Below are 19652 nucleotides of genomic sequence, written 5' to 3' on the forward strand. Positions count from 1 at the left end.
CGGCGTCACGAATCGATACAAAAGTGTAACGCTTCGGAGATTCTGCGGGAAGGGTTGGCGAAAAAAAGAAACCGCGCCCTTGTCAAGGGGCGCGGTCTCTAGATGTTGTGGATTGTCGTCGCAAAGTTAATAGCGGTAGTGTTCCGCCTTGAACGGACCCTGCGGCTTCACGCCGATATAGCTGGCCTGCTCTTCGGAAAGTTCCGTCAGCTTTGCGCCGAGCTTGGCGAGATGCAGGCGGGCGACCTTCTCGTCGAGGTGCTTCGGCAGGATGTGCACCTGCTTGGCGTAGTCGCCGGCGCGGGTGAAGAGTTCCATCTGGGCCAGCACCTGGTTGGTGAAGGAGGCCGACATCACGAAGGACGGATGGCCGGTTGCATTGCCGAGGTTGAGCAGGCGGCCTTCCGAGAGCAGGATCATCCGGTTGCCCTTCGGGAACTCGATCAGGTCGACCTGCGGCTTGATGTTGGTCCACTTGAGATTGCGCAGCGCCGAAACCTGGATCTCGTTGTCGAAGTGGCCGATATTGCCGACGATCGCCATGTCCTTCATCTCGCGCATGTGGTCCATGCGGATGACGTCCTTGTTGCCGGTCGTGGTGATGAAGATATCGGCGGAGGAGACGACGTCTTCGAGCTGGACGACTTCATAGCCGTCCATGGCGGCCTGCAGGGCGCAGATCGGATCGACTTCCGTGACCTTCACGCGCGCGCCGGCGCCGGAGAGCGAGGCGGCCGAACCCTTGCCGACGTCGCCGTAACCGCAGACGACGGCGACCTTGCCGGCCATCATGACGTCGGTGCCGCGGCGGATGCCGTCGACCAGCGATTCCTTGCAGCCGTACTTGTTGTCGAACTTCGACTTGGTAACCGAATCGTTGACGTTGATCGCCGGGAAGGGCAGGAGGCCCTTGGCGTGCAGCTGGTAGAGGCGGTTGACGCCGGTGGTGGTTTCTTCGGTCACGCCCTTGATGGCGTCGCGCTGCCTGGTGAACCAGCCCGGAGAAGCGGCAAGGCGCTTCTTGATCTGGGCGACGAGGATTTCTTCTTCCTCGGAGGTCGGGTTGGACAGAACGTCCTCGCCGGCTTCGGCGCGGGCGCCGAGCAGGATGTACATGGTGGCGTCGCCGCCGTCATCGAGGATCATGTTGGAGAGGCCGCCATCGGCCCACTGGAAGATCTTGTCGGTGTAGGTCCAGTATTCTTCCAGCGTCTCGCCCTTGACGGCGTAAACCGGAACGCCGCTGGCGGCGATCGCTGCGGCGGCGTGGTCCTGCGTCGAGAAGATGTTGCAGGAAGCCCAGCGGACTTCTGCGCCGAGCGCCACGAGCGTTTCGATCAGAACGGCCGTCTGGATCGTCATGTGCAGCGAGCCGGTGATGCGTGCGCCCTTCAGCGGCTTTGCCGCGCCGAATTCCTCGCGGCAGGCCATCAGGCCCGGCATTTCGGTTTCGGCGATGGTGATTTCCTTGCGGCCGAAATCGGCAAGGCCGATATCCGCGACCAGATAGTCGTTCGTGGTGCTCATGGAGGTCTCCGTGCTGGTGCGGCGTCCGATGGAGCGCAAATGGCCCCATGTCGGATGCGCACACGAAAAATGCTGCCCGCCGCAGGCTGCGAAGGGCTTGAGCTTCAACTATCAGGAAACGCTTGCGGGAGCAATGGCGATATAAAGAGGTCTTTATATCTTTATATCGCGCTTACATCTCTTCGCCGAACTTGTCGGCCACCAGCGCGTCGAGCGCATCCATGGCCGCGTCGGCCTGTACGCCGGTAGCGGTCACGGAAATGGTGCAGCCGGTGCTGGCGGCGAGCATCATCAGGCCCATGATCGAAGTGCCGCCGACGGTCATGCCGTCCTTGGAGACCTTGATATCGGCATCGAAGTTTTCGACCGTCTGGACGAACTTGGCCGAGGCGCGGGCGTGCAGCCCTCTCTTGTTGATGATCAGCAGCTCGCGCGACAGCATGGAGGCAGAAATCCGGTTATTTGCCGCTCAGAACGCGGCTGGCGACGTTGATATATTTGCGGCCGGCATCGGACGCTTCCTGCAGCGCCTTGTCCATGTCGCTTTCGGAGCGCACGCCCGCAAGCTTGATCAGCATCGGCAGGTTGATGCCGGCGATCACCTCGACGGTGCCGCTCTGCATGACGGAGATGGCGAGGTTCGACGGTGTGCCGCCGAACATATCGGTGAGGATGATGACACCCTTGCCCTGATCGGCCCTGAGCACGGCTTCGAGGATATCCTGCCGCCGTTGATCCATATCGTCTTCGGGGCCGATGCAGACCGTCTCGATCGCCTTTTGCGGTCCGACGACATGCTCCAGAGCATGCCTGAACTCTTCAGCCAGCTTGCCGTGTGTGACAAGCACAAGTCCGATCATGGTGTCTTTGCTCCAACTGCATCTGCAAAATATTCGATGGTCCAATTATCGCAATGCAGCAATTCCGTCCACCTTTAGGGCTCGCCATCTTGGCCATGAAAAGGCGAAGTGCAAGTCAAAAATCCCAACTCTTGCGCCGCTAACGTATTTTCATTGCGAAATTACCGCCGTTTTCGCCAATAACAACCGCAAGGTATCGAAGGGGCGCAGGCCTGCCATGAGCGGCAGGCGCAGCAACGGCAGCGCGTTTCCATCCGGCAGAACATGGCGCTCCGTCTCCGGCGGTACTCTTTCCTTGAAAGGCGGGCTGACCGGCAGGATCGCGTAGTCGAGCACGGCGGATTGAAGGGAGGCAACAGGGACGATGCCTGCGCCGCGCAACTCGGCAAGTCCCGCGATCGAAGATGGTCGGCGGGCGATGATCCGGCCGTTGACGGTGGAGACGAAAACCTGATCGTCGGCGACGAGGGCGGCAAACAGGCCGTGATCGCGCGCCGCCATCAGGCAGGCGAGGGCGACGGAGGATTTGCCGCTGCCGGAAGGGCCGATGAACAGCAGGCAGCGGCTTTCAATCACGACCGCGGTGGCATGGACATTGGTGCCGGCAGCGCCGGTCACGTGTTCGGCTCGACGGGCAGCGAAAGCGTGAAGCGCGCGCCTTCGATCGCGGACGTTTCTGGATTGATGATGTTTTCGGCGCGCAGCGTGCCACCATGGGCTTCGGCGATCTGGCGGGAGATCGACAGGCCGAGACCGGAATTCTGGCCGAAACCTTCGCTCTCGGGGCGGTCGGTGTAGAAGCGCTCGAAGATACGGTCGATATCCTCGGCCTGAATGCCGGGGCCGTTGTCCTCGACGGTGACGAGGCAGCGGTTTTTTGCGCGCGTCAAGCGGACCGAAATCCGGCCGCCTTCCTGCGGCACGAAGGAGCGGGCGTTCTCGATCAGGTTGGTCATGATCTGGCCGATGCGCAGCTCATAGCCGTTGACGCGGAATCGCATCTTCGGGTTGTCGCGCCGATCGACGGCAAAGCTGATTGCCACCGTCTTCTTGGCGGCATGAATCTGGCGCGAGATATCGACGAGATCGTTCAGCAACTTTTCCATATCGATGGATTTATCGTCGCTGCGGGCAAGCTCGGCATCGAGGCGCGAGGCGTCCGAGATATCGCTGATCAGTCGGTCGAGACGGCGCACGTCATGCTGGATGACATCGAGCAGGCGCTTCTTGGAATCCTCGTTGCGGGCCAGCGGCAGGGTCTCCACCGCGCTGCGCAGAGAGGTCAGCGGGTTCTTCAACTCGTGGCTGACATCGGCGGCAAAACTTTCGATCGCATCGATGCGGTCGTAAAGCGCCGTCGTCATCTCACGCAAGGCCACGGAAAGATTGCCGATTTCGTCCTGACGGGCCGAGAAATCCGGGATTTCCTCGCGCTCCTTGGCGCCGCCGCGGCGCACCCGGATCGCGGCCGCCGACAGGCGCCGCAGCGGATTGGCAATGGTACTGGAAAGCAGCAGCGACAGGATGACGTTGACCAGCGCCGCCACGCCGAAGACACGGATGATGGCGAGACGTTCGGCATGGACGATCTTGTCGATATCGCCGGCCTGGGTGGAGAGCAGCAGCACGCCAAGCACGGCGCGGAAGCGCTGGACCGGCACGGCGACGGAGACGATCAATTCGCCCTTTTCCGTGACGCGCACGACGGCACCGCGCACGCCGGTCAGCGCATTCATCACTTCCGGGTAGATCGAGCCGTTGCCGCCCGGTGGTTCCTTGTAGAGCGGCAGGTTGCCCGGCTGCAGGATGCGGTTGAACCAGGAGTTCAGATATTCCGAGACACTGGTCGATTCCGGCTCGATCGGCGGCAGGTCGAAGCGCAGCACCTGGCCGCCGGTATAGAGATGGCGCGAATCGAGCAGCAGGTCGGCGTCGGCATCGAAGAGACGGGCGCGGGTACGGGTCGGCGAGATCAGTCGCCGGAGCACGGGTGCGACACGTTCCTGATTGATCGGGAATTCGAGGTCTTCATCGCTCGGAAGCGGCGTGATGCTCTGGCCGGCCTGCAGTTCCAAGAGCTTTTCCGGGTCGATGGTAATCGAGTTGGTATCGACGGAAGCGGAAGCGGCGATCGCACCGGCGATGATCTCCCCCTGGGTCAGCAGGCTTTCGACGCGCGCATCGATCAGCCCCTCGCGGAACTGGTTGAGATACATGATGCCGCCGACAAGAACGACGAGCGCGACGAGATTGAAGAACAGGATGCGGCGGGTGAGGCTCGAAAAGACGGCATTGCCGAAGATGCGGCGGATCAGGGTAAAGGGATGTATCCAGCGGCGGCCGGCAGCAAGCCGTGCCTCCGGTTCATCCATGTCCCTGTTCTGCAAGACTTCGACCAAGTCTTTCCACTCCCGCCCGCGCGGTCTTATCCGTTGGTGATTGTCGAGGATCGGCGTCCGGCCGATCCATCGGCGCGCGGAGCCCTATCATACCGCCGCGGCCGGCGCCATGCCAGCCGCGGTCACAATCGGGTGCGTCAGGCTGATTCGCGGAAGCGGTAGCCGACGCCGTAGAGCGTCTCGATCATGTCGAAATCGGTATCGACCATCTTGAACTTCTTGCGCAGGCGCTTGATGTGGCTGTCGATGGTGCGGTCGTCGACATAGACCTGTTCGTCATAGGCGGCGTCCATCAGCGCGTCGCGGCTCTTGACCACGCCGGGGCGCTGGGCCAGCGAATGCAGGATCAGGAATTCCGTGACTGTCAGTGTCACCGGCTCGTTCTTCCAGGTGCAGGTGTGGCGCTCCTGGTCCATGGAAAGCTGGCCGCGTTCGAGCGAACGGGCCTGGACGTCGGCGGCAATCTTCTGGGGGCTGGCGCCGCTTGCAGCCACGGCATCGCGGTTTGCCGAACGGCGCAGGATCGCCTTGACGCGCTCGACCAGCAGGCGCTGGGAGAACGGCTTGGTGATGAAATCGTCGGCGCCCATCTTCAGGCCGAAGAGTTCGTCGATCTCTTCATCCTTGGAGGTGAGGAAGATGACGGGGATGTCCGACTTCTGCCGCAGGCGGCGCAGAAGCTCCATGCCGTCCATGCGCGGCATCTTGATATCGAAGATCGCAAGCTGCGGAGGACGCGCCAGCAAACCGTCGAGAGCGGAAGCTCCATCGGTATAGGTCTCGACCTTGTAGCCTTCGTTTTCCAGGGCGATGGAAACCGAAGTCAGGATGTTGCGGTCGTCATCGACCAGCGCGATCGTCTGCATTGCATTTCGCTCCATGTCTTGCACCGGAAGGAAACCGATGCCCGGTTCAGGCGTCTCACCTGCGCTTCATGAGTATAAAGGTGGAACAAATTGTGGCGAAGGCAAAGATGGGTTGCATTAGAGCTTTGGCAAGAGGCGAAAATCCCCATGCAGCGAACCGTTTGAATCGCGCGTTTAAACCGATTAAAGAATAAATAATTTTCTTTAAATCGATTAATATACTGATATTATTAGATATTTTAAGACAGCAATCTTGTCATTTTAGCTTCATACGGTTATTGTCCTCTCAATCACCCTTCCAGGACCAACACAGAGGAAAACTGGACCATGGACGCACTCGGCATCCGTAATCCCGCGATCGGGCTCGACGCAATCGGTTTCAAGGATCTGGACGTCGTCCGGTTTAACTACGGCACTGCGGAGCTTTATGAGGAAGTGCTGCGCCGCAGCGAAGCTCAGCTGACGGCCGACGGTGCCCTGCGCGCCCTGACCGGCCAGCACACCGGCCGCTCGCCGAAGGACAAGTTCGTCGTGCGCGACGAAAACACCACCGACGTCATCTGGTGGGACAACAATGCCCCGATGTCGCCGGAGCATTTTGCCGTGCTGCGCGCCGACATGCTCGAGCATGCCCGCGGCAAGTCGCTCTACGTGCAGGACCTCATCGGCGGCGCCGATCAGGACAATGCGCTTCCGACCCGCGTCATCACCGAATTCGCCTGGCATTCGCTGTTCATCCGCAACCTGCTGATCCGCCCGGAAAAGACAGCGCTCGACAGCTTCGTGCCGCGCCTGACGATCATCGACCTGCCGGACTTCAAGGGTAACCCGGCCCGTCACGGCTGCCGCACCGAAACCGTCATCGCCTGCGATTTCACCAACGGCCTGATCCTGATCGGCGGCACCTCCTACGCCGGCGAGATGAAGAAATCGGTGTTCACGGCGCTCAACTACCTGCTGCCGGCCAAGGGCGTCATGCCGATGCACTGCTCGGCCAATGTCGGCCCGGATGGCGATGCGGCCGTGTTTTTCGGCCTTTCGGGCACCGGCAAGACGACGCTGTCGGCCGATCCGAAGCGCACGCTGATCGGCGACGACGAGCATGGTTGGGGCGAGGACGGCATCTTCAATTTCGAAGGCGGCTGCTACGCCAAGACCATCCGTCTTTCGGCCGAAGCCGAGCCGGAAATCTTTGCGACGACGCGCCGTTTCGGCACCGTGCTTGAAAACGTCATCCTGGACGAAAACCGCAAGCCTGACTTCAACGACGGCTCGCTCACGGAAAACACCCGCTGCGCCTATCCGCTGGATTTCATTCCGAATGCCAGCAAGACCGGCACGACCGGTCATCCGCGCACGATCATCATGCTGACGGCCGATGCCTTCGGCGTCATGCCGCCGATCGCCCGGCTCACCCCCGAGCAGGCCATGTACCACTTCCTCTCCGGCTACACCGCCAAGGTCGCCGGCACGGAAAAGGGCGTGACCGAGCCGGAAGCCACTTTCTCGACCTGCTTCGGCGCCCCCTTCATGCCGCGCCACCCGTCGGAATACGGCAACCTGCTGCGCGACCTGATCGCCCGCCACGAGGTCACCTGCTGGCTGGTCAACACCGGCTGGACCGGCGGCGCCTACGGCACCGGCCATCGCATGCCGATCAAGGCGACCCGCGCCCTTCTCGGTGCTGCCCTTGATGGTTCGTTGGCGAACGCGGAATTCCGCACGGATGCGAACTTCGGATTTGCCGTTCCGGTCGCCGTCGAAGGTGTCGATACGGCGATCCTCGATCCGCGTTCGACCTGGGCCGATGGCGCTGCCTATGACGCCCAAGCCCGCAAGCTGGTAGACATGTTCATCACCAACTTTGCCAAGTTCGAAAACCACGTCGATGGCAGCGTGCGCGATGCCGCTCCGGGTGTTGCCGTCGCGGCGGAATAAGTTTCCGATCGATTGTTGGCTATGATTCACGTGAAACCCGGCTCATGAGCCGGGTTTTGCCATTTTAGGCGCAGGATATGCAAATCGCCGAAACCGTGAGATAGACGGGGCCGGAGACAAAGATCATGGCCAGCGAACCGCTTTACATCAACGATCGCATCGTCATTGCCGGCTGGGAATTGACGGAGCAATTCGTGTTGGCCGGCGGTCCGGGCGGGCAGAACGTCAACAAGGTCTCGACCGCCGTCCAGTTGTTCTACGGTATCGCCGCATCGCCAGCCCTGCCGGAACGCGTGCGCGACAATGCGATCCGCATCGCCGGCCGCAAGGTTTCCAAGGATGGCGTGTTGTTGATCGAGGCAAGCCGGTTTCGCAGCCAGGAGCGCAACCGTGAGGATGCGCGCGAACGGCTGAAGGAGCTGATCCTGAAGGCGGCCGAACCTCCGCCCCCGCTGCGCCGCAAGACGAAACCCACCAAGGGTTCGGTCGAGCGGCGGTTGAAGGCAAAGGCGGGCAGGGGCGAAATCAAGAAGATGCGAGGACGGCCGGGAGGCGAGGGCTGACGATTTCTCCGTGCGGACACTTGCTTTTATCCCGCACAGCGCTTTCTTTGCTGGAGTCGGTTTCTATCAGGGAGAGAAATGCCATGGGTCTTTTCAGCTTCATCAAGAATGCGGGCAAGAAACTCGGGATCGGCGGCGACGACGAGGCGCCGCAGGCCGAAGCGGTCAAGAAAGAACTCGATACCCATGATCTCGGCACGGACAAGGTGGATGTCTGCGTCGTTGACGACAAGGTCGTGCTTTCGGGTGTCGTCAGGGATCAGGCCATTTTCGAAAAGGCTATTGTTGCTGTCGGCAATACGCTCGGCGTTTCCCAGGTCGAGGCGTCCGACCTAAAGGTCGAAGCGGCAGGCGCCGCACCCGCGCCGGCAAAAGCCCCGGTTTTCTACACCGTCAAGAAAGGCGACAATCTCTGGAAGATCGCCGAGGCGCAGTATGGAAAAGGCAAGGGCGCCAAGAACAACCTGATCTTCGAAGCCAATCGCCCCATGCTCAGCCATCCCGACAAGATCTATCCAGGTCAGGTACTTCGCATTCCGAGCCTCGACGAAGCATGACGATAAGGATGTCGCGCATTCTTTGCCTCGTGCTCGCTTTTTTGACGCTGGCAGCAGGGCCGCTTCAGGCGCAGGCGTTGCGCGAACCGCCGAAAGGCTCGCCGGAGCGCGCCGCCATCCTCGATGCCCTGCGTCCGGCTGTCGAGGCGGAGATGCGCGGCTCCGTCGAGTTCGTCGTCACCACCATCAGGGTTTCGCCCGGCTGGGCGTTCGTCCAGGTCGAACCGCAGCGTCCGGGTGGTGGGGCGATCGATCCGGAGCGCACCGGTTTTCGGGGCGAATCGGACATGATGGACGGGTTGACCGTGTTTGCGCTTCTGACTTTCCAGTCCGGCCGGTGGAACCTCGTGGACCATGTCGTCGGCCCGACGGACGTTGCCTATGCCATCTGGCCGGATCGCTACGGCGTGCCGCCGGCGGTCGTCGGCATGGAATGATGCGCAGGCTTCCCGACGGCATTCGCCATCTTCCCGAGTATTTCGATCGCGGCGAACAACAGGCGCTGGTCGAAGCGATCCGTCTGGTGGTAGCGGAAGCCCCGTTGTTCGTGCCGCGCATGCCGAAGACCGGGAAGCCGATGTCCGTGCGGATGACCAATTGCGGTGACCTCGGCTGGGTCACGGACAAGGAGCGCGGCTATCGCTATCAGCCGCATCATCCCGAAACGGGAAAGCCATGGCCGGCGATTCCCGCGCGCCTGCTCGACCTATGGCGGGATGTGGCGCAGTGCGAAAAACTGCCGGAAGCCTGCCTCGTCAATTTCTATGACGACAGCGCCAAGATGGGTCTGCACCAGGATAAGGACGAGCAGGATTTTGGTGCGCCGGTGGTTTCGGTATCGCTGGGAGACAGCTGCCTTTTCCGCGTTGGCGGCACCGGGCGCAGCGATCCGACCCTGTCCTTCAAGCTCTCAAGCGGCGATGTCGTCGTTCTCGGCGGGGAGGGGAGGCTTGCCTACCATGGCGTCGATCGCATTTATCCCGCCACATCGACGCTTCTGAAGAATGGCGGCCGCATCAACCTGACCCTACGCCGCGTCACGCCCTGACGATCACAACTTGCGCAGCGCCACCTTCTCGGTGAGGTGATTGGGGCCTTTCTGGAGAATGAGATCGGCGCGAGGCCGGGTCGGCAGGATGTTCTGGCGCAGGTTCTTGAGGTTGATGTTGTGCCAGAGCCCCTCGGCAATCGCCAGGGCCGCTTCCTCGCTGATTTCGGCATAACGCTTGAAGAAGGATTCCGGGTTGCGGAAGGCGGTCTGGCGCAGGCGCATGAAGCGGTTCACATACCAGCTGTGAATCAACTCTTCCTCGGCATCGATATAAATCGAGAAATCGAAGAAATCCGACACCATCGGCACGATGCGGCCATCGGCCGGCAGGTTGCGCGATTGCAGGACGTTGATGCCCTCGAAGATCAGGATGTCTGGCCGGTCGATGACCTGGAACGTGTCCGGCAGCACGTCGTAGGTCAGGTGCGAATAGCTGGGCGCCTTGACGTTCGGCTGGCCGGCCTTGATCGCCGACAGGAAGCGGAGCAGTGCGCCGATATCGTAGCTGTCGGGAAAACCCTTTCGCTCCATCATGTTTTCGCGCTGGAGCACGGCGTTCGGATAGAGGAAACCGTCCGTGGTCACCAGATCGACCTTGGGGCTCGACGGCCAGCGCGACAGCAGTTCCGCCAGGATGCGGGCGGTGGTCGATTTACCGACGGCGACCGAACCGGCAACGCCGATGACGAAGGGGGTCTTGGATTCGTCCGACATGCTGAGGAAGCGCTTGCGCTGCTCGAACAGCATCTGCGACGATTCCACATGGGCCGACAAAAGCCGCGATAAGGAGAGGTAAATGCGGCGGACCTCATCGAGATCGACCGGGTCGTTCAGCGAGCGCAGGCGGTGGACTTCGTCGGCGGTCAGGGTCAGCGGCGTATCGGCGCGAAACTTCGACCATTCTTCCGCCGTGTAGAAGCGGTAGGGCGAATAGTCCTTGTTATCGAAATGATCGGGAATATCGGAAGGCGCCAGGTCTTTTGCCGCGATGGTCATGATGTCTGCCGGCTCGCCTTTTCCTGAAGGCCGGACTGCGCCGTTCGCCGTCCGAGTTCGTCCATGACATTCTGCAACGGAATGCCTGCGATATTCAATACGACCATCAGGTGATAGAGAAGATCGGCGCTTTCGGCGACGAGGTTGTCCTTGTCGTCGGAAATGGCGGCAATCACAGTTTCGACCGCCTCTTCGCCGAGTTTCTTTGCCGCCTTGTGCTGGCCATGCGCCACGAGCTTCGCCGTCCAGGACTGGTCCGGGGAGGCTTTCGCCCGCTCCGCGACGATCCGCTCGAGGTCGGAAAGATCAAACTGCTGGCTCATCATGTCTTTCCTTCTCAGTCGAGCCGCATGGGAATGCCATGCTCGGCCATATAGCGCTTGGCCTCGCCGACGCTATAGGTGCCGAAGTGGAAAATCGAGGCGGCGAGCACGGCGGTCGCATGCCCGTCGCGAATGCCTTCCACCATGTGATCCAGATTGCCGACGCCACCGGAGGCGATGACGGGAACGGAAACACGGTCGGCGATGGTGCGGGTCAGCGCGATGTCGTAGCCGCTCTTCTGGCCGTCGCGGTCCATGGAGGTGAGCAGCAACTCGCCTGCGCCCCGCGCCACCATCTTCTCGGCAAACTCCACGGCATCGATGCCGGTCGCCTGGCGGCCGCCATGGGTGAAAATTTCCCAGCGGTCTTCCTCGCCGGGCTTCGAGACTTTCTTGGAATCGATCGAGACGACGATGCACTGGTTGCCGAACTTGTCGGCGGCTTCAGCGACGAAATCCGGGTTCTTCACGGCGGCAGAGTTGATCGAGACCTTGTCGGCGCCGGCCAGCAGCAGCTTGCGGATATCGGCGATCGAGCGCACGCCGCCGCCGACGGTGAGCGGCATGAAACAATGGTCTGCGGTGCGCGCCACGACGTCGAAGATCGTGTCGCGGTTGTCGGAGGAAGCGGTGATGTCGAGGAAGCAAAGCTCGTCGGCACCAGCCGCATCATAGGCCTTGGCCGATTCGACAGGATCGCCGGCATCGATGAGATCGACGAAGCTGACGCCCTTGACGACGCGGCCGTCCTTGACGTCCAGGCAGGGGATGACGCGTGCTTTGAGGGTCATACAACTTTTCCTTTCGCTGCCCGGATGAGGTTCAGGGCCTCGGCGGGGTCGATGCGGCCGTCATAGAGGGCGCGGCCGGAGATCGCGCCTTCGAGCTTGGCGGCATCCGGTTCCAGCATGCGGCGGATGTCATCGAGCGAGGCAAGCCCGCCCGAGGCGATGACGGGGATGGAAACGGCATCCGCCAGTTCCAGCGTCGAGGCCCAGTTGATGCCGGTCAGAATGCCGTCGCGATCGATGTCGGTATAGATGATCGCCGAGACGCCGGCGCCTTCGAACTTGCGGGCAAGCTCGATCACGCCGAGTTCGGAGGCTTCCGCCCAGCCCTCGACCGCCACTTTGCCGCCCTTGGCGTCGATGCCGACGGCGACCTTGCCGGGGAATTTTTTGCAGGCTTCGATCACCAGCGCCGGGTCACGCACGGCGACGGTGCCGAGAATGACACGGGCAAGGCCGCGCGACAGCCAGTTTTCGATATGATCGAGCGTGCGGATGCCGCCGCCGAGCTGCACCGGGTTTTTCGTCGCCTTGAGGATGGCATCGACGGCGGCACCATTGACGGTCTCGCCGGCAAAGGCGCCGTTCAGGTCGACGACGTGAAGCCACTCAAACCCGTGGTCTTCGAAGGCCTTGGCCTGAGCGCCGGGGTCGGGATTGTAGACGGTCGCCTGCTCCATGTCGCCGAGCTTGAGGCGCACGCACTGGCCGTCTTTGAGGTCGATGGCGGGAAAGAGGATCATGTCAGGGCTTCCAGCGCAGGAAATTGGAGATCAAGGCGAGGCCGAGCGTCTGGCTCTTTTCCGGGTGAAACTGCGAGCCGGCCCGGTTGCCGTTGGCGACGAAGGCCGTGACCGGACCGCCGTAATCGGTGGTCGCCACCAGATCGTCGGCATGTTCGGCGGCGAGATGGTAGGAGTGCACGAAATAGGCGTGCAGGCCGCCCAGTCCGGTCGGGATACCCTCGAACAGCGGGTGCGGACGGGCAAGCGTCAGGGTGTTCCAGCCGATCTGCGGGATCTTGAGGCTCGGATCGTCGGGCGTCATTTCGATCACATCGCCCTTGATCCAGCCAAAACCGTTCGTCGTCTTCTTCTCAAGGCCGCGCGACGACATCAGCTGCATGCCGACGCAGATGCCGAGGAACGGCCGGCCGTGCCGATCGACCACCTCTTCGATCGCCTGCTGCATACCGTCGACGGCATCGAGTCCGGCGCGGCAATCGGCATAGGCGCCGACACCCGGCAGCACGATGCGGTCGGCGGTCGCGACGCTATCCGCCTTGTCGGTCAGCTCGATTTCGGCATCGAGTCCGGCTTCGCGCACGGCCCGTTCGAAGGCTTTGGTGGCCGAGCGCAGATTGCCCGAGCCGTAGTCGATGATGGCGACGCGCATCAGCGTTCTCCATAGGTTTCGAAGAGACCGAAGGCCGGCGTGCCCGCCTTGCCGTTTTCGGTGCTCTTCAAGGATGGTGTCGGTGTGTCGGTGCCGGCCGGCCGGCTATCGTACATCGCTTCGGCGGTGTCGAGATCCGGGGCGGGGATGACCGCATGCAATGTCCAGCCGGCGACTTCGAGACGGGAGGCGACGAAACGCGGGCCTTCGAGCGCGACAAGCAGTCTCAGCGCCAGTTCGGCAAGAAGCCCGGCGACCAGCAGATGGGGTTCGTCGGTCGTGGCCGCAATGACGGCCTGCACGACGATCGCGGCGATCCCCGCCAGCCATTGCCGTTTGAACAGCAGCCAGAAGGCCGGAAAGACGAAGGCGAGCCACGAAAAGCGATCCGCGACGAAGCGGATGTCGAGCGGCTTGTCGCCGGGAGGGCTATAGACCAGATAGGACGTCATGAGCGGCTTTCGCTGCTATGCCGGTCAGACCAGAGTTCCCTTGGTGGAGGGGACGCGGCCTGCCTGGCGCGGATCAATCTCTGTCGCGACGCGCAGAACGCGGGCAACGGCCTTGAAGCAGGTTTCGGAGATATGATGGTTGTTGGCGCCGTAGATGTTCTGCACATGCAGCGTGATGCCGGCGTGCTGGGCAAGCGCGTTGAAGAACTCGCGCACCAGCTCGGTGTCGAAGGTGCCGATCTTCGGCGCGGAAAAATCGACGTTCCAGACGAGGAACGGACGGCCCGACAGATCGACGGCAGCCTTGGTCATCGTTTCGTCCATGGCAAGGTCGAGCGAGGCATAGCGGGTGATGCCGCGACGGTCGCCGAGCGCCTTGGAAATCGCCTGGCCGATGGCGATGCCGGTGTCTTCCACGGTGTGATGATCGTCGATATGCAGATCGCCTTCGGCCGTGATCTCCATGTCGATCAGCGAATGGCGGGCAAGCTGGTCCAGCATATGGTCGAAGAAGCCGACCCCCGTCGATATCCGGGACACGCCCGTACCGTCGAGGTTGACGGAAACGCTCACCGAGGTTTCGTTCGTCTTGCGCGAAACGCTGGCGGTGCGGCTGGTCTTTTCGTCTGCCATCAGGCGTTCTCCAGGAAAACAGAGCCGCTCCATATCAGGCTAAGCCCCAAATATCCAGAAGTGTGACAGGGATTCTCGGCGCGCGAACGACCCTATTTGCAATCGGCAAAACCGCTCTTACATAGAACCCGACAAACCCCGCACAACGCCCGGTCTTCCGGGCCTAAAGGTACCCTTATGAGTGAACACAATCCCTATGGAACCATGCACGCGACGACGATCATCACGGTGCGCAAGGGCGGCCAGGTGGTGATGGCCGGCGATGGCCAGGTGAGCCTCGGCCAGACCGTCATGAAGGGCAATGCCCGCAAGGTTCGCCGCCTCGGCAAGGGCGATGTCATTGCCGGTTTTGCCGGCGCCACCGCTGATGCCTTCACCCTGCTCGAACGGCTCGAAGCCAAGCTGGAGCAATATCCCGACCAGCTGATGCGCGCCGCCGTGGAGCTGGCCAAGGACTGGCGCACCAACAAATACCTGCGCAATCTCGAAGCGATGATGCTGGTTGCCGACAAGACGATCACTCTCGCCATCACCGGCAACGGCGACGTTCTGGAGCCGGAACACGGCACGATCGCCATCGGCTCGGGCGGCAACTATGCCTATGCGGCTGCGCGCGCCCTGATGGACAGCGATAAGACGGCCGAAGAGATCGCCCGCCGCGCCATGGAAATCGCCGGCGACATCTGCGTCTACACCAACGGCAACATCGTCGTGGAGACGCTGGACGCCGCATGATCATGCGGGCAACCGGTAAACCCCATTCATCGGCCGCAACGGCCGTCCAAGGACCCTGATATCCATGACCACATTTTCCCCCCGCGAGATCGTCTCGGAACTCGACCGGTTCATCATCGGCCAGCATGACGCCAAGCGCGCCGTGGCGATCGCATTGCGCAACCGCTGGCGTCGCCAGCAGCTTTCCGACGAGCTGCGCGATGAAGTCATGCCCAAGAACATCCTGATGATCGGCCCGACCGGCGTCGGCAAGACCGAGATTTCCCGCCGCCTCGCCAAGCTGGCCGGCGCCCCCTTCATCAAGGTGGAAGCGACCAAATTCACCGAAGTCGGCTATGTCGGCCGCGATGTCGAGCAGATCGTGCGCGATCTGGTCGAGGTCGGCATCGGCCTGGTGCGCGAGAAGAAGCGCGCCGAGGTGAAGGCCAAGGCGCACCAGAACGCCGAGGAGCGCGTCCTCGATGCTCTGGTCGGCGCCACTGCATCGCCGGCCACCCGCGACAGCTTCCGCAAGAAGCTGCGCGCCAACGAGCTGGACGACAAGGAAATTGACATTGAAATCGCCGACACCGGTTCGCCGGGCGGCGGCTTCGAAATCCCTGGCATGCCCGGCGCCAATATCGGCGTGCTCAACCTGTCGGAAATGTTCGGCAAGGCGATGGGCGGCCGCACCAAGAAGGTGCGCACCACCGTCAAGGACAGCTACACCGTGCTGATCGATGACGAATCCGACAAGCTGCTCGACAATGAGCAGATTCAGCGCGAGGCGATCCGCTCGGCCGAGAATGACGGCATCGTCTTCCTCGACGAGATCGACAAGATCGCCGCCCGCGACGGCGGCATGGGTGCCGGCGTGTCGCGCGAAGGCGTGCAGCGCGACTTGCTTCCGCTCGTCGAAGGCACGACGGTCGCCACCAAATACGGGCCGGTGAAGACGGATCACATCCTGTTCATCGCCTCGGGCGCCTTCCATGTGTCGAAGCCGTCGGACCTTCTGCCGGAATTGCAGGGCCGCCTGCCGATCCGCGTCGAGCTGAAGGCGCTGACCAAGGAAGACTTCCGCCGCATCCTGACGGAAACCGAGGCGAGCCTGATCCGCCAGTACATCGCGCTGCTCGATACCGAAGGCGTCGGGCTGAGCTTCACCGACGATGCGCTCGATGCGCTGGCCGATGTCGCGGTCAAGCTCAATGCCAGCGTCGAGAATATCGGCGCACGCCGCCTGCAGACGGTAATGGAGCGCGTGCTCGACGAAATCTCCTTCGTCGCCCCCGACAAGTCCGGCGAGAAGCTGACGATCGATGCGGAGTATGTCCGCAAGCATGTTGGCGATCTCGCGGCCAATACCGACCTGTCGCGTTACATCCTATAACGTCGGGTCCGAATTTTGAAGAAGGCGCTTGTCACCCGACAGGCGCCTTCGTTATTTCTAGATCAAACTAATCGGAAAATACCGGCGGCATGATTCCGACATGATTTTGCCGCATGCGTCCTGCGCCTGCCGGGGCGGCCGGAAGATCAGAGGAAGACGATCGTGCGTTCCATTCTCGCAATGCTTCTCGCTTCGGTCCTGGCGCTGGCAAGCGTCGAAGCCCATGCCGATGTTCGCCGAATGCCGGAAGGAAACCGCAACGTCGAGCAGCCGAACGTGCCGGGCGCCTCCGTGCGCCGCACCAAGGCGGGCAAAACCTCCTTCGATGCGAAATACGAGAAGGTGCACCGGCTGCTGGCGAGCGATCGCAAGCTGATGAGCAAAATCAAGTCGACCGCGGCGGCCTACGGCATCGACCCGATCCACATGATCGGCGCGATCGTTGGCGAGCATACCTATAATGTCGATGCCTATGACCGGCTGCAGTCCTATTATGTGAAGGCGGCGGCCTATGCCGGCGACAGCTTCCGCTTCGGTTATGAAGACGAGACGGTTGCCCAATTCGTCGTGCGGCCGCAATTTGCCGCATGCCAGGGCAAGAAGAATTCCTATGCGCTGTGGAGCTGTCGGGAAAATGTCTGGGAGCAGGATTTCCGCGGCAAGACGGTTGGCGGCGTCTCCTTCCCGAACAACCGCTTCAGCGCCGTGTTCTTCCAGCCCTTCTTCGCCGGCCAGACCTTCGGCCTCGGCCAGATCAACCCGCTGACGGCGCTGATGCTGACCGACATGGTGTCGCGCGTTTCCGGCTATGACAGGCTGGATGAGAACGATGCGGCCGGCGTCTATCAAGCGATCATGGACCCAGACCAGTCGCTGGCCTATATGGCCGCCTCGATCCGCCATTCGATCGACGCCTACAAGTCGATTGCCGGCGTCGATATCTCCGACAATCCGGGCATCACCTCGACGCTCTATAATGTCGGCAACCCGGACCAGCGCGCCGCCGCCTTTGCGGCGAAACGCAAGAATGGCGGCCCGGAATGGCCGGAAGAGAACTATTACGGCTGGCTGGTCAACGACAAGCTCGCGGAACTGCGCGCGCTGCTCTAACGTTTCTCGTTGAATGCTGACGAAGCGGAGGTGAGATGGACAAGCGACCCGATCCCTTCGAACCACCGGCCCCGGCGATGCGGGCCCGATTGCTGACGCGACTGGAAGTCATCCGCACGGTTCTGCGCAATCCGCTCGAACTCTGGGGCGAGCCTTCCTATACGCTGCCGTGGATCGAGACGAAGTTCTTCAACCAGCGCACTCTTATCGTCAACGATCCCGACCTCATCCGCTACGTTCTGGTGGAGAATGCCGCAAACTACGAGATGTCGCAGGTGCGCCGGCTCATTCTGCGGCCGATCCTGCGTGACGGGTTGCTGACGGCTGAAGGCGAGGTGTGGAAACGGTCGCGTAAGGCGATGGCGCCGGTGTTCACGCCCCGTCACGCCCGCGGTTTCGCCGCGCAGATGCTGGCAAAAAGCGAGGACTATGCCGCCCGCTATGAAGAGGCGGCGCGGGAGGGCAGCGTCGTCAATATCGCCAACGATATGACGGAGCTGACCTTCGAAATCCTCTCCGAAACCCTGTTTTCCGGCCAGATCGCCACCGAGACGGAGGGTTTTGCCGATAGCGTCGATCAGCTCCTGCACCGGATGGGCCGGGTCGATCCCATGGACATCATGCTCGCGCCCAAATGGGTGCCGCGGCTGACGCGGATCGGCGGGCGCAGGGTCATGGCGCGCTTCTATGGCATCGTCTACGACACGATGGACCGGCGCCGCGCCTTGATGAAAAGCGATCCCGGCACGGTGCCGCGCGATTTCCTGACGCTGCTCTTGGAACTGGAAGGCCCGAACGGTCTTTCGACAGACGAAATCGCCGACAATATCCTCACTTTCATCGGCGCCGGCCACGAGACGACGGCGCGGGCGCTGGGCTGGACCTTCTATTGCATCGCCAATGCCCCGCATGTGCGCGAAGTGATGGAAGAAGAGATCGACCGCGTTCTGGCAAGCGGCGCCGAACCGGTCGAGTGGCTGGAGCGGATGCCGCATGTGCGCGCCGCCTTCGAGGAGGCGATGCGGCTTTACCCGCCGGCGCCCTCGATCAATCGCGCGGCGATCGAAGACGACCAGTGGACTTCGAAAACCGGCGAAACCGTCGTCATTCCCAAGAGAATTTCCGTTCTGGTCATGCCATGGACGCTGCATCGCCACGTGCTCTATTGGGATCGGCCGCGCGCGTTCATGCCCGAGCGCTTCCTGCCGGGAAACCGCGAAAAGCTGCACCGGTTCCAGTATCTGCCCTTCGGTGCCGGCCCGCGCACCTGCATCGGCGCGACCTTCGCGCTGCAGGAAGCGGTGATCGCGCTGGCCGTGCTGATGAAGCGTTATCGCTTCGATATGACCGCGGACACAAACCCCTGGCCGATCCAGCGGCTGACGACCCAGCCTAGGGGCGGCCTGCCGCTGCGGGTGACGGCTCGCTGAAGTTCTTGCCCGGCGTCTGTTCCTGCATTGCCTTCACCGGACTGTCGGCCGGTTGCGGCTGCGGCAAGACCTTGCTCGGCTTCTTGATCGTCTTGATCTGGGCGCAGGTCGCGTCGCCGACATTTTCGCAGGGCTTGTAGATGACGATCTCGCTGCCGGCGCCGTCGTCCCACACGACCTGAATGGCGATGGTCTTCGCCTCATGGGCGGGCAGCGAGATATAGAGATATTTGTTGCTCGGATCGTCCGGAAGGTTGAAGGGGATCTGCGGATTGCATTCACCGAGCGGCATGCGCTTGTCGAGCAGATCGGAATTCACCGAGTAACGGATTTCGGATAGCCGGCAATGCATCGTCTGCAGCGTCGTGAAATAGATGAGCTGCTTGTCGTCGTAGTTGCGAAACTGCACCCAGCCGGTCGGCTTATTGACGTCGAGCATCGCCTTGTAGATCGAGACATCCGGCAGCTGCGGCTTGTATTCCTCCTCGTCGCTGTCCTGCGCGAAACCGGGCGTGGAAAACAGCAGCACACCGAGCGCGAGAACAGTGGCAGGCAATGTGAAACGACGCATGCGGCATCCCCCCGGACGGCTGAACAAGATCGGTCGCGTCGCCTGCGCGCCATCGCGTCGCCTGCGCGATAGCCTTGACCGCCAAT

23 protein-coding genes are annotated in these 19652 nt (G+C 62.0%); 9 read left to right on the forward strand and 14 right to left on the reverse strand.

The genetic code is table 11. From position 1 onward, the window contains the following. Nucleotides 1-126: 126 nt before the first annotated feature. The 6 genes from ahcY to ASC86_RS18055 form a co-directional block, all read right to left on the reverse strand. The gene (ahcY, locus tag ASC86_RS18030; protein WP_056324170.1) at nt 127-1527 is read right to left on the reverse strand and encodes an adenosylhomocysteinase; all 1401 of its coding nucleotides are present in this window, start codon (nt 1525-1527) and stop codon (nt 127-129) included. A gap of 172 nt (nt 1528-1699) precedes the next feature. Continuing rightward, nucleotides 1700-1969 carry an HPr family phosphocarrier protein gene (locus ASC86_RS18035; RefSeq protein WP_056324172.1) on the reverse strand — a complete coding sequence of 90 codons (270 nt, stop codon included), beginning with the start codon at nt 1967-1969 and terminating at the stop codon, nt 1700-1702. A gap of 16 nt (nt 1970-1985) precedes the next feature. After that, nucleotides 1986-2387 (reverse strand): PTS sugar transporter subunit IIA, encoded by a 402-nt coding sequence (locus ASC86_RS18040; RefSeq protein WP_056324175.1) that lies wholly within the window; start codon nt 2385-2387, stop codon nt 1986-1988. A 150-nt stretch (nt 2388-2537) separates the two neighbouring features. Further along, on the reverse strand, nt 2538-3005 hold the full coding sequence (locus tag ASC86_RS18045; RefSeq protein WP_056324177.1) for an HPr kinase/phosphatase C-terminal domain-containing protein: 468 nt from the start codon (nt 3003-3005) through the stop codon (nt 2538-2540). Further along, nucleotides 3002-4759, reverse strand: coding sequence for a sensor histidine kinase (locus ASC86_RS18050; protein WP_200943833.1), 1758 nt, complete (start codon nt 4757-4759; stop codon nt 3002-3004). The genes ASC86_RS18045 and ASC86_RS18050 overlap by 4 nt, the downstream gene beginning before the upstream one ends. A 164-nt stretch (nt 4760-4923) precedes the next feature. After that, on the reverse strand, nt 4924-5652 hold the full coding sequence (locus tag ASC86_RS18055; protein ID WP_056324181.1) for a response regulator transcription factor: 729 nt from the start codon (nt 5650-5652) through the stop codon (nt 4924-4926). Between the two features lie 327 nt (nt 5653-5979). Between ASC86_RS18055 and ASC86_RS18060 the strand changes: the two genes are divergently transcribed. The 5 genes from ASC86_RS18060 to ASC86_RS18080 all read left to right on the forward strand — a co-directional run bounded on the left by ASC86_RS18060 (nt 5980) and on the right by ASC86_RS18080 (nt 9758). Then, on the forward strand, nt 5980-7590 hold the full coding sequence (locus ASC86_RS18060; RefSeq protein WP_056324184.1) for a phosphoenolpyruvate carboxykinase: 1611 nt from the start codon (nt 5980-5982) through the stop codon (nt 7588-7590). A 125-nt stretch (nt 7591-7715) separates the two neighbouring features. Then, nucleotides 7716-8153, forward strand: a complete 438-nt coding sequence (arfB, locus tag ASC86_RS18065) for an alternative ribosome rescue aminoacyl-tRNA hydrolase ArfB (protein ID WP_056324187.1) — start codon at nt 7716-7718, stop codon at nt 8151-8153. An 83-nt stretch (nt 8154-8236) separates the two neighbouring features. After that, nucleotides 8237-8710, forward strand: coding sequence for a peptidoglycan-binding protein LysM (gene lysM / locus ASC86_RS18070; protein WP_056324189.1), 474 nt, complete (start codon nt 8237-8239; stop codon nt 8708-8710). A gap of 8 nt (nt 8711-8718) precedes the next feature. Further along, nucleotides 8719-9147, forward strand: a complete 429-nt coding sequence (locus tag ASC86_RS18075; RefSeq protein ID WP_082510282.1) for a hypothetical protein — start codon at nt 8719-8721, stop codon at nt 9145-9147. Next, nucleotides 9147-9758 (forward strand): alpha-ketoglutarate-dependent dioxygenase AlkB, encoded by a 612-nt coding sequence (locus ASC86_RS18080; RefSeq protein WP_056324195.1) that lies wholly within the window; start codon nt 9147-9149, stop codon nt 9756-9758. Before ASC86_RS18075 ends, ASC86_RS18080 begins: the two co-directional genes overlap by 1 nt. Before the next feature lie 3 nt (nt 9759-9761). Here the strand turns inward: ASC86_RS18080 and coaA are convergent, their stop codons facing one another. Genes coaA through hisB form a run of 7 tightly spaced genes read right to left on the reverse strand, consistent with a single transcriptional unit; the run spans nt 9762 to nt 14348 of the window. Continuing rightward, nucleotides 9762-10757 (reverse strand): type I pantothenate kinase, encoded by a 996-nt coding sequence (gene coaA / locus ASC86_RS18085; protein WP_056324197.1) that lies wholly within the window; start codon nt 10755-10757, stop codon nt 9762-9764. Next, complete coding sequence (locus tag ASC86_RS18090; protein ID WP_056324201.1) at nt 10754-11080, reverse strand: phosphoribosyl-ATP diphosphatase; 327 nt, start codon at nt 11078-11080, stop codon at nt 10754-10756. The genes coaA and ASC86_RS18090 overlap by 4 nt, the downstream gene beginning before the upstream one ends. A 14-nt stretch (nt 11081-11094) precedes the next feature. Then, nucleotides 11095-11871 carry an imidazole glycerol phosphate synthase subunit HisF gene (hisF, locus tag ASC86_RS18095; RefSeq protein ID WP_056324202.1) on the reverse strand — a complete coding sequence of 259 codons (777 nt, stop codon included), beginning with the start codon at nt 11869-11871 and terminating at the stop codon, nt 11095-11097. Beyond that, nucleotides 11868-12611, reverse strand: coding sequence for a 1-(5-phosphoribosyl)-5-[(5-phosphoribosylamino)methylideneamino]imidazole-4-carboxamide isomerase (gene hisA, locus ASC86_RS18100; RefSeq protein WP_056324205.1), 744 nt, complete (start codon nt 12609-12611; stop codon nt 11868-11870). Before hisA ends, hisF begins: the two co-directional genes overlap by 4 nt. Nucleotide 12612: 1 nt before the next feature. After that, nucleotides 12613-13263 carry an imidazole glycerol phosphate synthase subunit HisH gene (hisH, locus tag ASC86_RS18105; RefSeq protein ID WP_056324207.1) on the reverse strand — a complete coding sequence of 217 codons (651 nt, stop codon included), beginning with the start codon at nt 13261-13263 and terminating at the stop codon, nt 12613-12615. After that, nucleotides 13263-13715: a DUF2628 domain-containing protein gene (locus ASC86_RS18110; protein WP_056324210.1), complete on the reverse strand. Its 453-nt coding sequence runs from the start codon at nt 13713-13715 to the stop codon at nt 13263-13265. Before ASC86_RS18110 ends, hisH begins: the two co-directional genes overlap by 1 nt. A 24-nt stretch (nt 13716-13739) precedes the next feature. Beyond that, nucleotides 13740-14348 carry an imidazoleglycerol-phosphate dehydratase HisB gene (hisB, locus tag ASC86_RS18115; protein ID WP_056324213.1) on the reverse strand — a complete coding sequence of 203 codons (609 nt, stop codon included), beginning with the start codon at nt 14346-14348 and terminating at the stop codon, nt 13740-13742. Nucleotides 14349-14525: 177 nt separating this feature from the next. On the opposite strand from hisB, the gene hslV reads away from it, so the two are divergent. The 4 genes from hslV (at nt 14526) to ASC86_RS18135 (ending at nt 18995) form a co-directional block, all read left to right on the forward strand. Further along, on the forward strand, nt 14526-15083 hold the full coding sequence (gene hslV / locus ASC86_RS18120) for an ATP-dependent protease subunit HslV (protein WP_056324215.1): 558 nt from the start codon (nt 14526-14528) through the stop codon (nt 15081-15083). 64 nt (nt 15084-15147) lie between these two features. Next, nucleotides 15148-16455, forward strand: a complete 1308-nt coding sequence (gene hslU / locus ASC86_RS18125; protein ID WP_056324217.1) for an ATP-dependent protease ATPase subunit HslU — start codon at nt 15148-15150, stop codon at nt 16453-16455. Nucleotides 16456-16635: 180 nt separating this feature from the next. Continuing rightward, nucleotides 16636-17565, forward strand: a complete 930-nt coding sequence (locus ASC86_RS18130) for a DUF1402 family protein (protein ID WP_156387109.1) — start codon at nt 16636-16638, stop codon at nt 17563-17565. 35 nt (nt 17566-17600) lie between these two features. Beyond that, entirely contained in the window at nt 17601-18995 is a 1395-nt protein-coding gene (locus ASC86_RS18135; RefSeq protein WP_056324222.1) for a cytochrome P450, read from the forward strand. Here the strand turns inward: ASC86_RS18135 and ASC86_RS18140 are convergent. Beyond that, entirely contained in the window at nt 18958-19566 is a 609-nt protein-coding gene (locus tag ASC86_RS18140; RefSeq protein WP_056324226.1) for a hypothetical protein, read from the reverse strand. The genes ASC86_RS18135 and ASC86_RS18140 overlap by 38 nt on opposite strands. Between the last annotated feature and the right edge of the window lie 86 nt (nt 19567-19652).

The organism is Rhizobium sp. Root1212 (genome assembly GCF_001424985.1).
Taxonomy (GTDB): Bacteria; Pseudomonadota; Alphaproteobacteria; order Rhizobiales; family Rhizobiaceae; genus Pararhizobium.

Coding starts and splice junctions, on each gene's coding strand:
- hslU (WP_056324217.1), top strand. CDS start 15,148: ATGACCACATTTTCCCCCCGCGAGATCGTCTCGGAACTCGACCGGTTC.
- ASC86_RS18060 (WP_056324184.1), top strand. CDS start 5,980: ATGGACGCACTCGGCATCCGTAATCCCGCGATCGGGCTCGACGCAATC.
- hisA (WP_056324205.1), bottom strand. CDS start 12,611: ATGATCCTCTTTCCCGCCATCGACCTCAAAGACGGCCAGTGCGTGCGC.
- ahcY (WP_056324170.1), bottom strand. CDS start 1,527: ATGAGCACCACGAACGACTATCTGGTCGCGGATATCGGCCTTGCCGAT.
- ASC86_RS18110 (WP_056324210.1), bottom strand. CDS start 13,715: ATGACGTCCTATCTGGTCTATAGCCCTCCCGGCGACAAGCCGCTCGAC.
- coaA (WP_056324197.1), bottom strand. CDS start 10,757: ATGACCATCGCGGCAAAAGACCTGGCGCCTTCCGATATTCCCGATCAT.
- ASC86_RS18080 (WP_056324195.1), top strand. CDS start 9,147: ATGCGCAGGCTTCCCGACGGCATTCGCCATCTTCCCGAGTATTTCGAT.
- hisB (WP_056324213.1), bottom strand. CDS start 14,348: ATGGCAGACGAAAAGACCAGCCGCACCGCCAGCGTTTCGCGCAAGACG.
- ASC86_RS18090 (WP_056324201.1), bottom strand. CDS start 11,080: ATGAGCCAGCAGTTTGATCTTTCCGACCTCGAGCGGATCGTCGCGGAG.
- ASC86_RS18055 (WP_056324181.1), bottom strand. CDS start 5,652: ATGCAGACGATCGCGCTGGTCGATGACGACCGCAACATCCTGACTTCG.
- ASC86_RS18140 (WP_056324226.1), bottom strand. CDS start 19,566: ATGCGTCGTTTCACATTGCCTGCCACTGTTCTCGCGCTCGGTGTGCTG.
- arfB (WP_056324187.1), top strand. CDS start 7,716: ATGGCCAGCGAACCGCTTTACATCAACGATCGCATCGTCATTGCCGGC.
- ASC86_RS18035 (WP_056324172.1), bottom strand. CDS start 1,969: ATGCTGTCGCGCGAGCTGCTGATCATCAACAAGAGAGGGCTGCACGCC.
- ASC86_RS18040 (WP_056324175.1), bottom strand. CDS start 2,387: ATGATCGGACTTGTGCTTGTCACACACGGCAAGCTGGCTGAAGAGTTC.
- ASC86_RS18075 (WP_082510282.1), top strand. CDS start 8,719: ATGTCGCGCATTCTTTGCCTCGTGCTCGCTTTTTTGACGCTGGCAGCA.
- lysM (WP_056324189.1), top strand. CDS start 8,237: ATGGGTCTTTTCAGCTTCATCAAGAATGCGGGCAAGAAACTCGGGATC.
- hisF (WP_056324202.1), bottom strand. CDS start 11,871: ATGACCCTCAAAGCACGCGTCATCCCCTGCCTGGACGTCAAGGACGGC.
- hslV (WP_056324215.1), top strand. CDS start 14,526: ATGAGTGAACACAATCCCTATGGAACCATGCACGCGACGACGATCATC.
- ASC86_RS18050 (WP_200943833.1), bottom strand. CDS start 4,759: ATGGATGAACCGGAGGCACGGCTTGCTGCCGGCCGCCGCTGGATACAT.
- hisH (WP_056324207.1), bottom strand. CDS start 13,263: ATGCGCGTCGCCATCATCGACTACGGCTCGGGCAATCTGCGCTCGGCC.
- ASC86_RS18130 (WP_156387109.1), top strand. CDS start 16,636: ATGCTTCTCGCTTCGGTCCTGGCGCTGGCAAGCGTCGAAGCCCATGCC.
- ASC86_RS18135 (WP_056324222.1), top strand. CDS start 17,601: ATGGACAAGCGACCCGATCCCTTCGAACCACCGGCCCCGGCGATGCGG.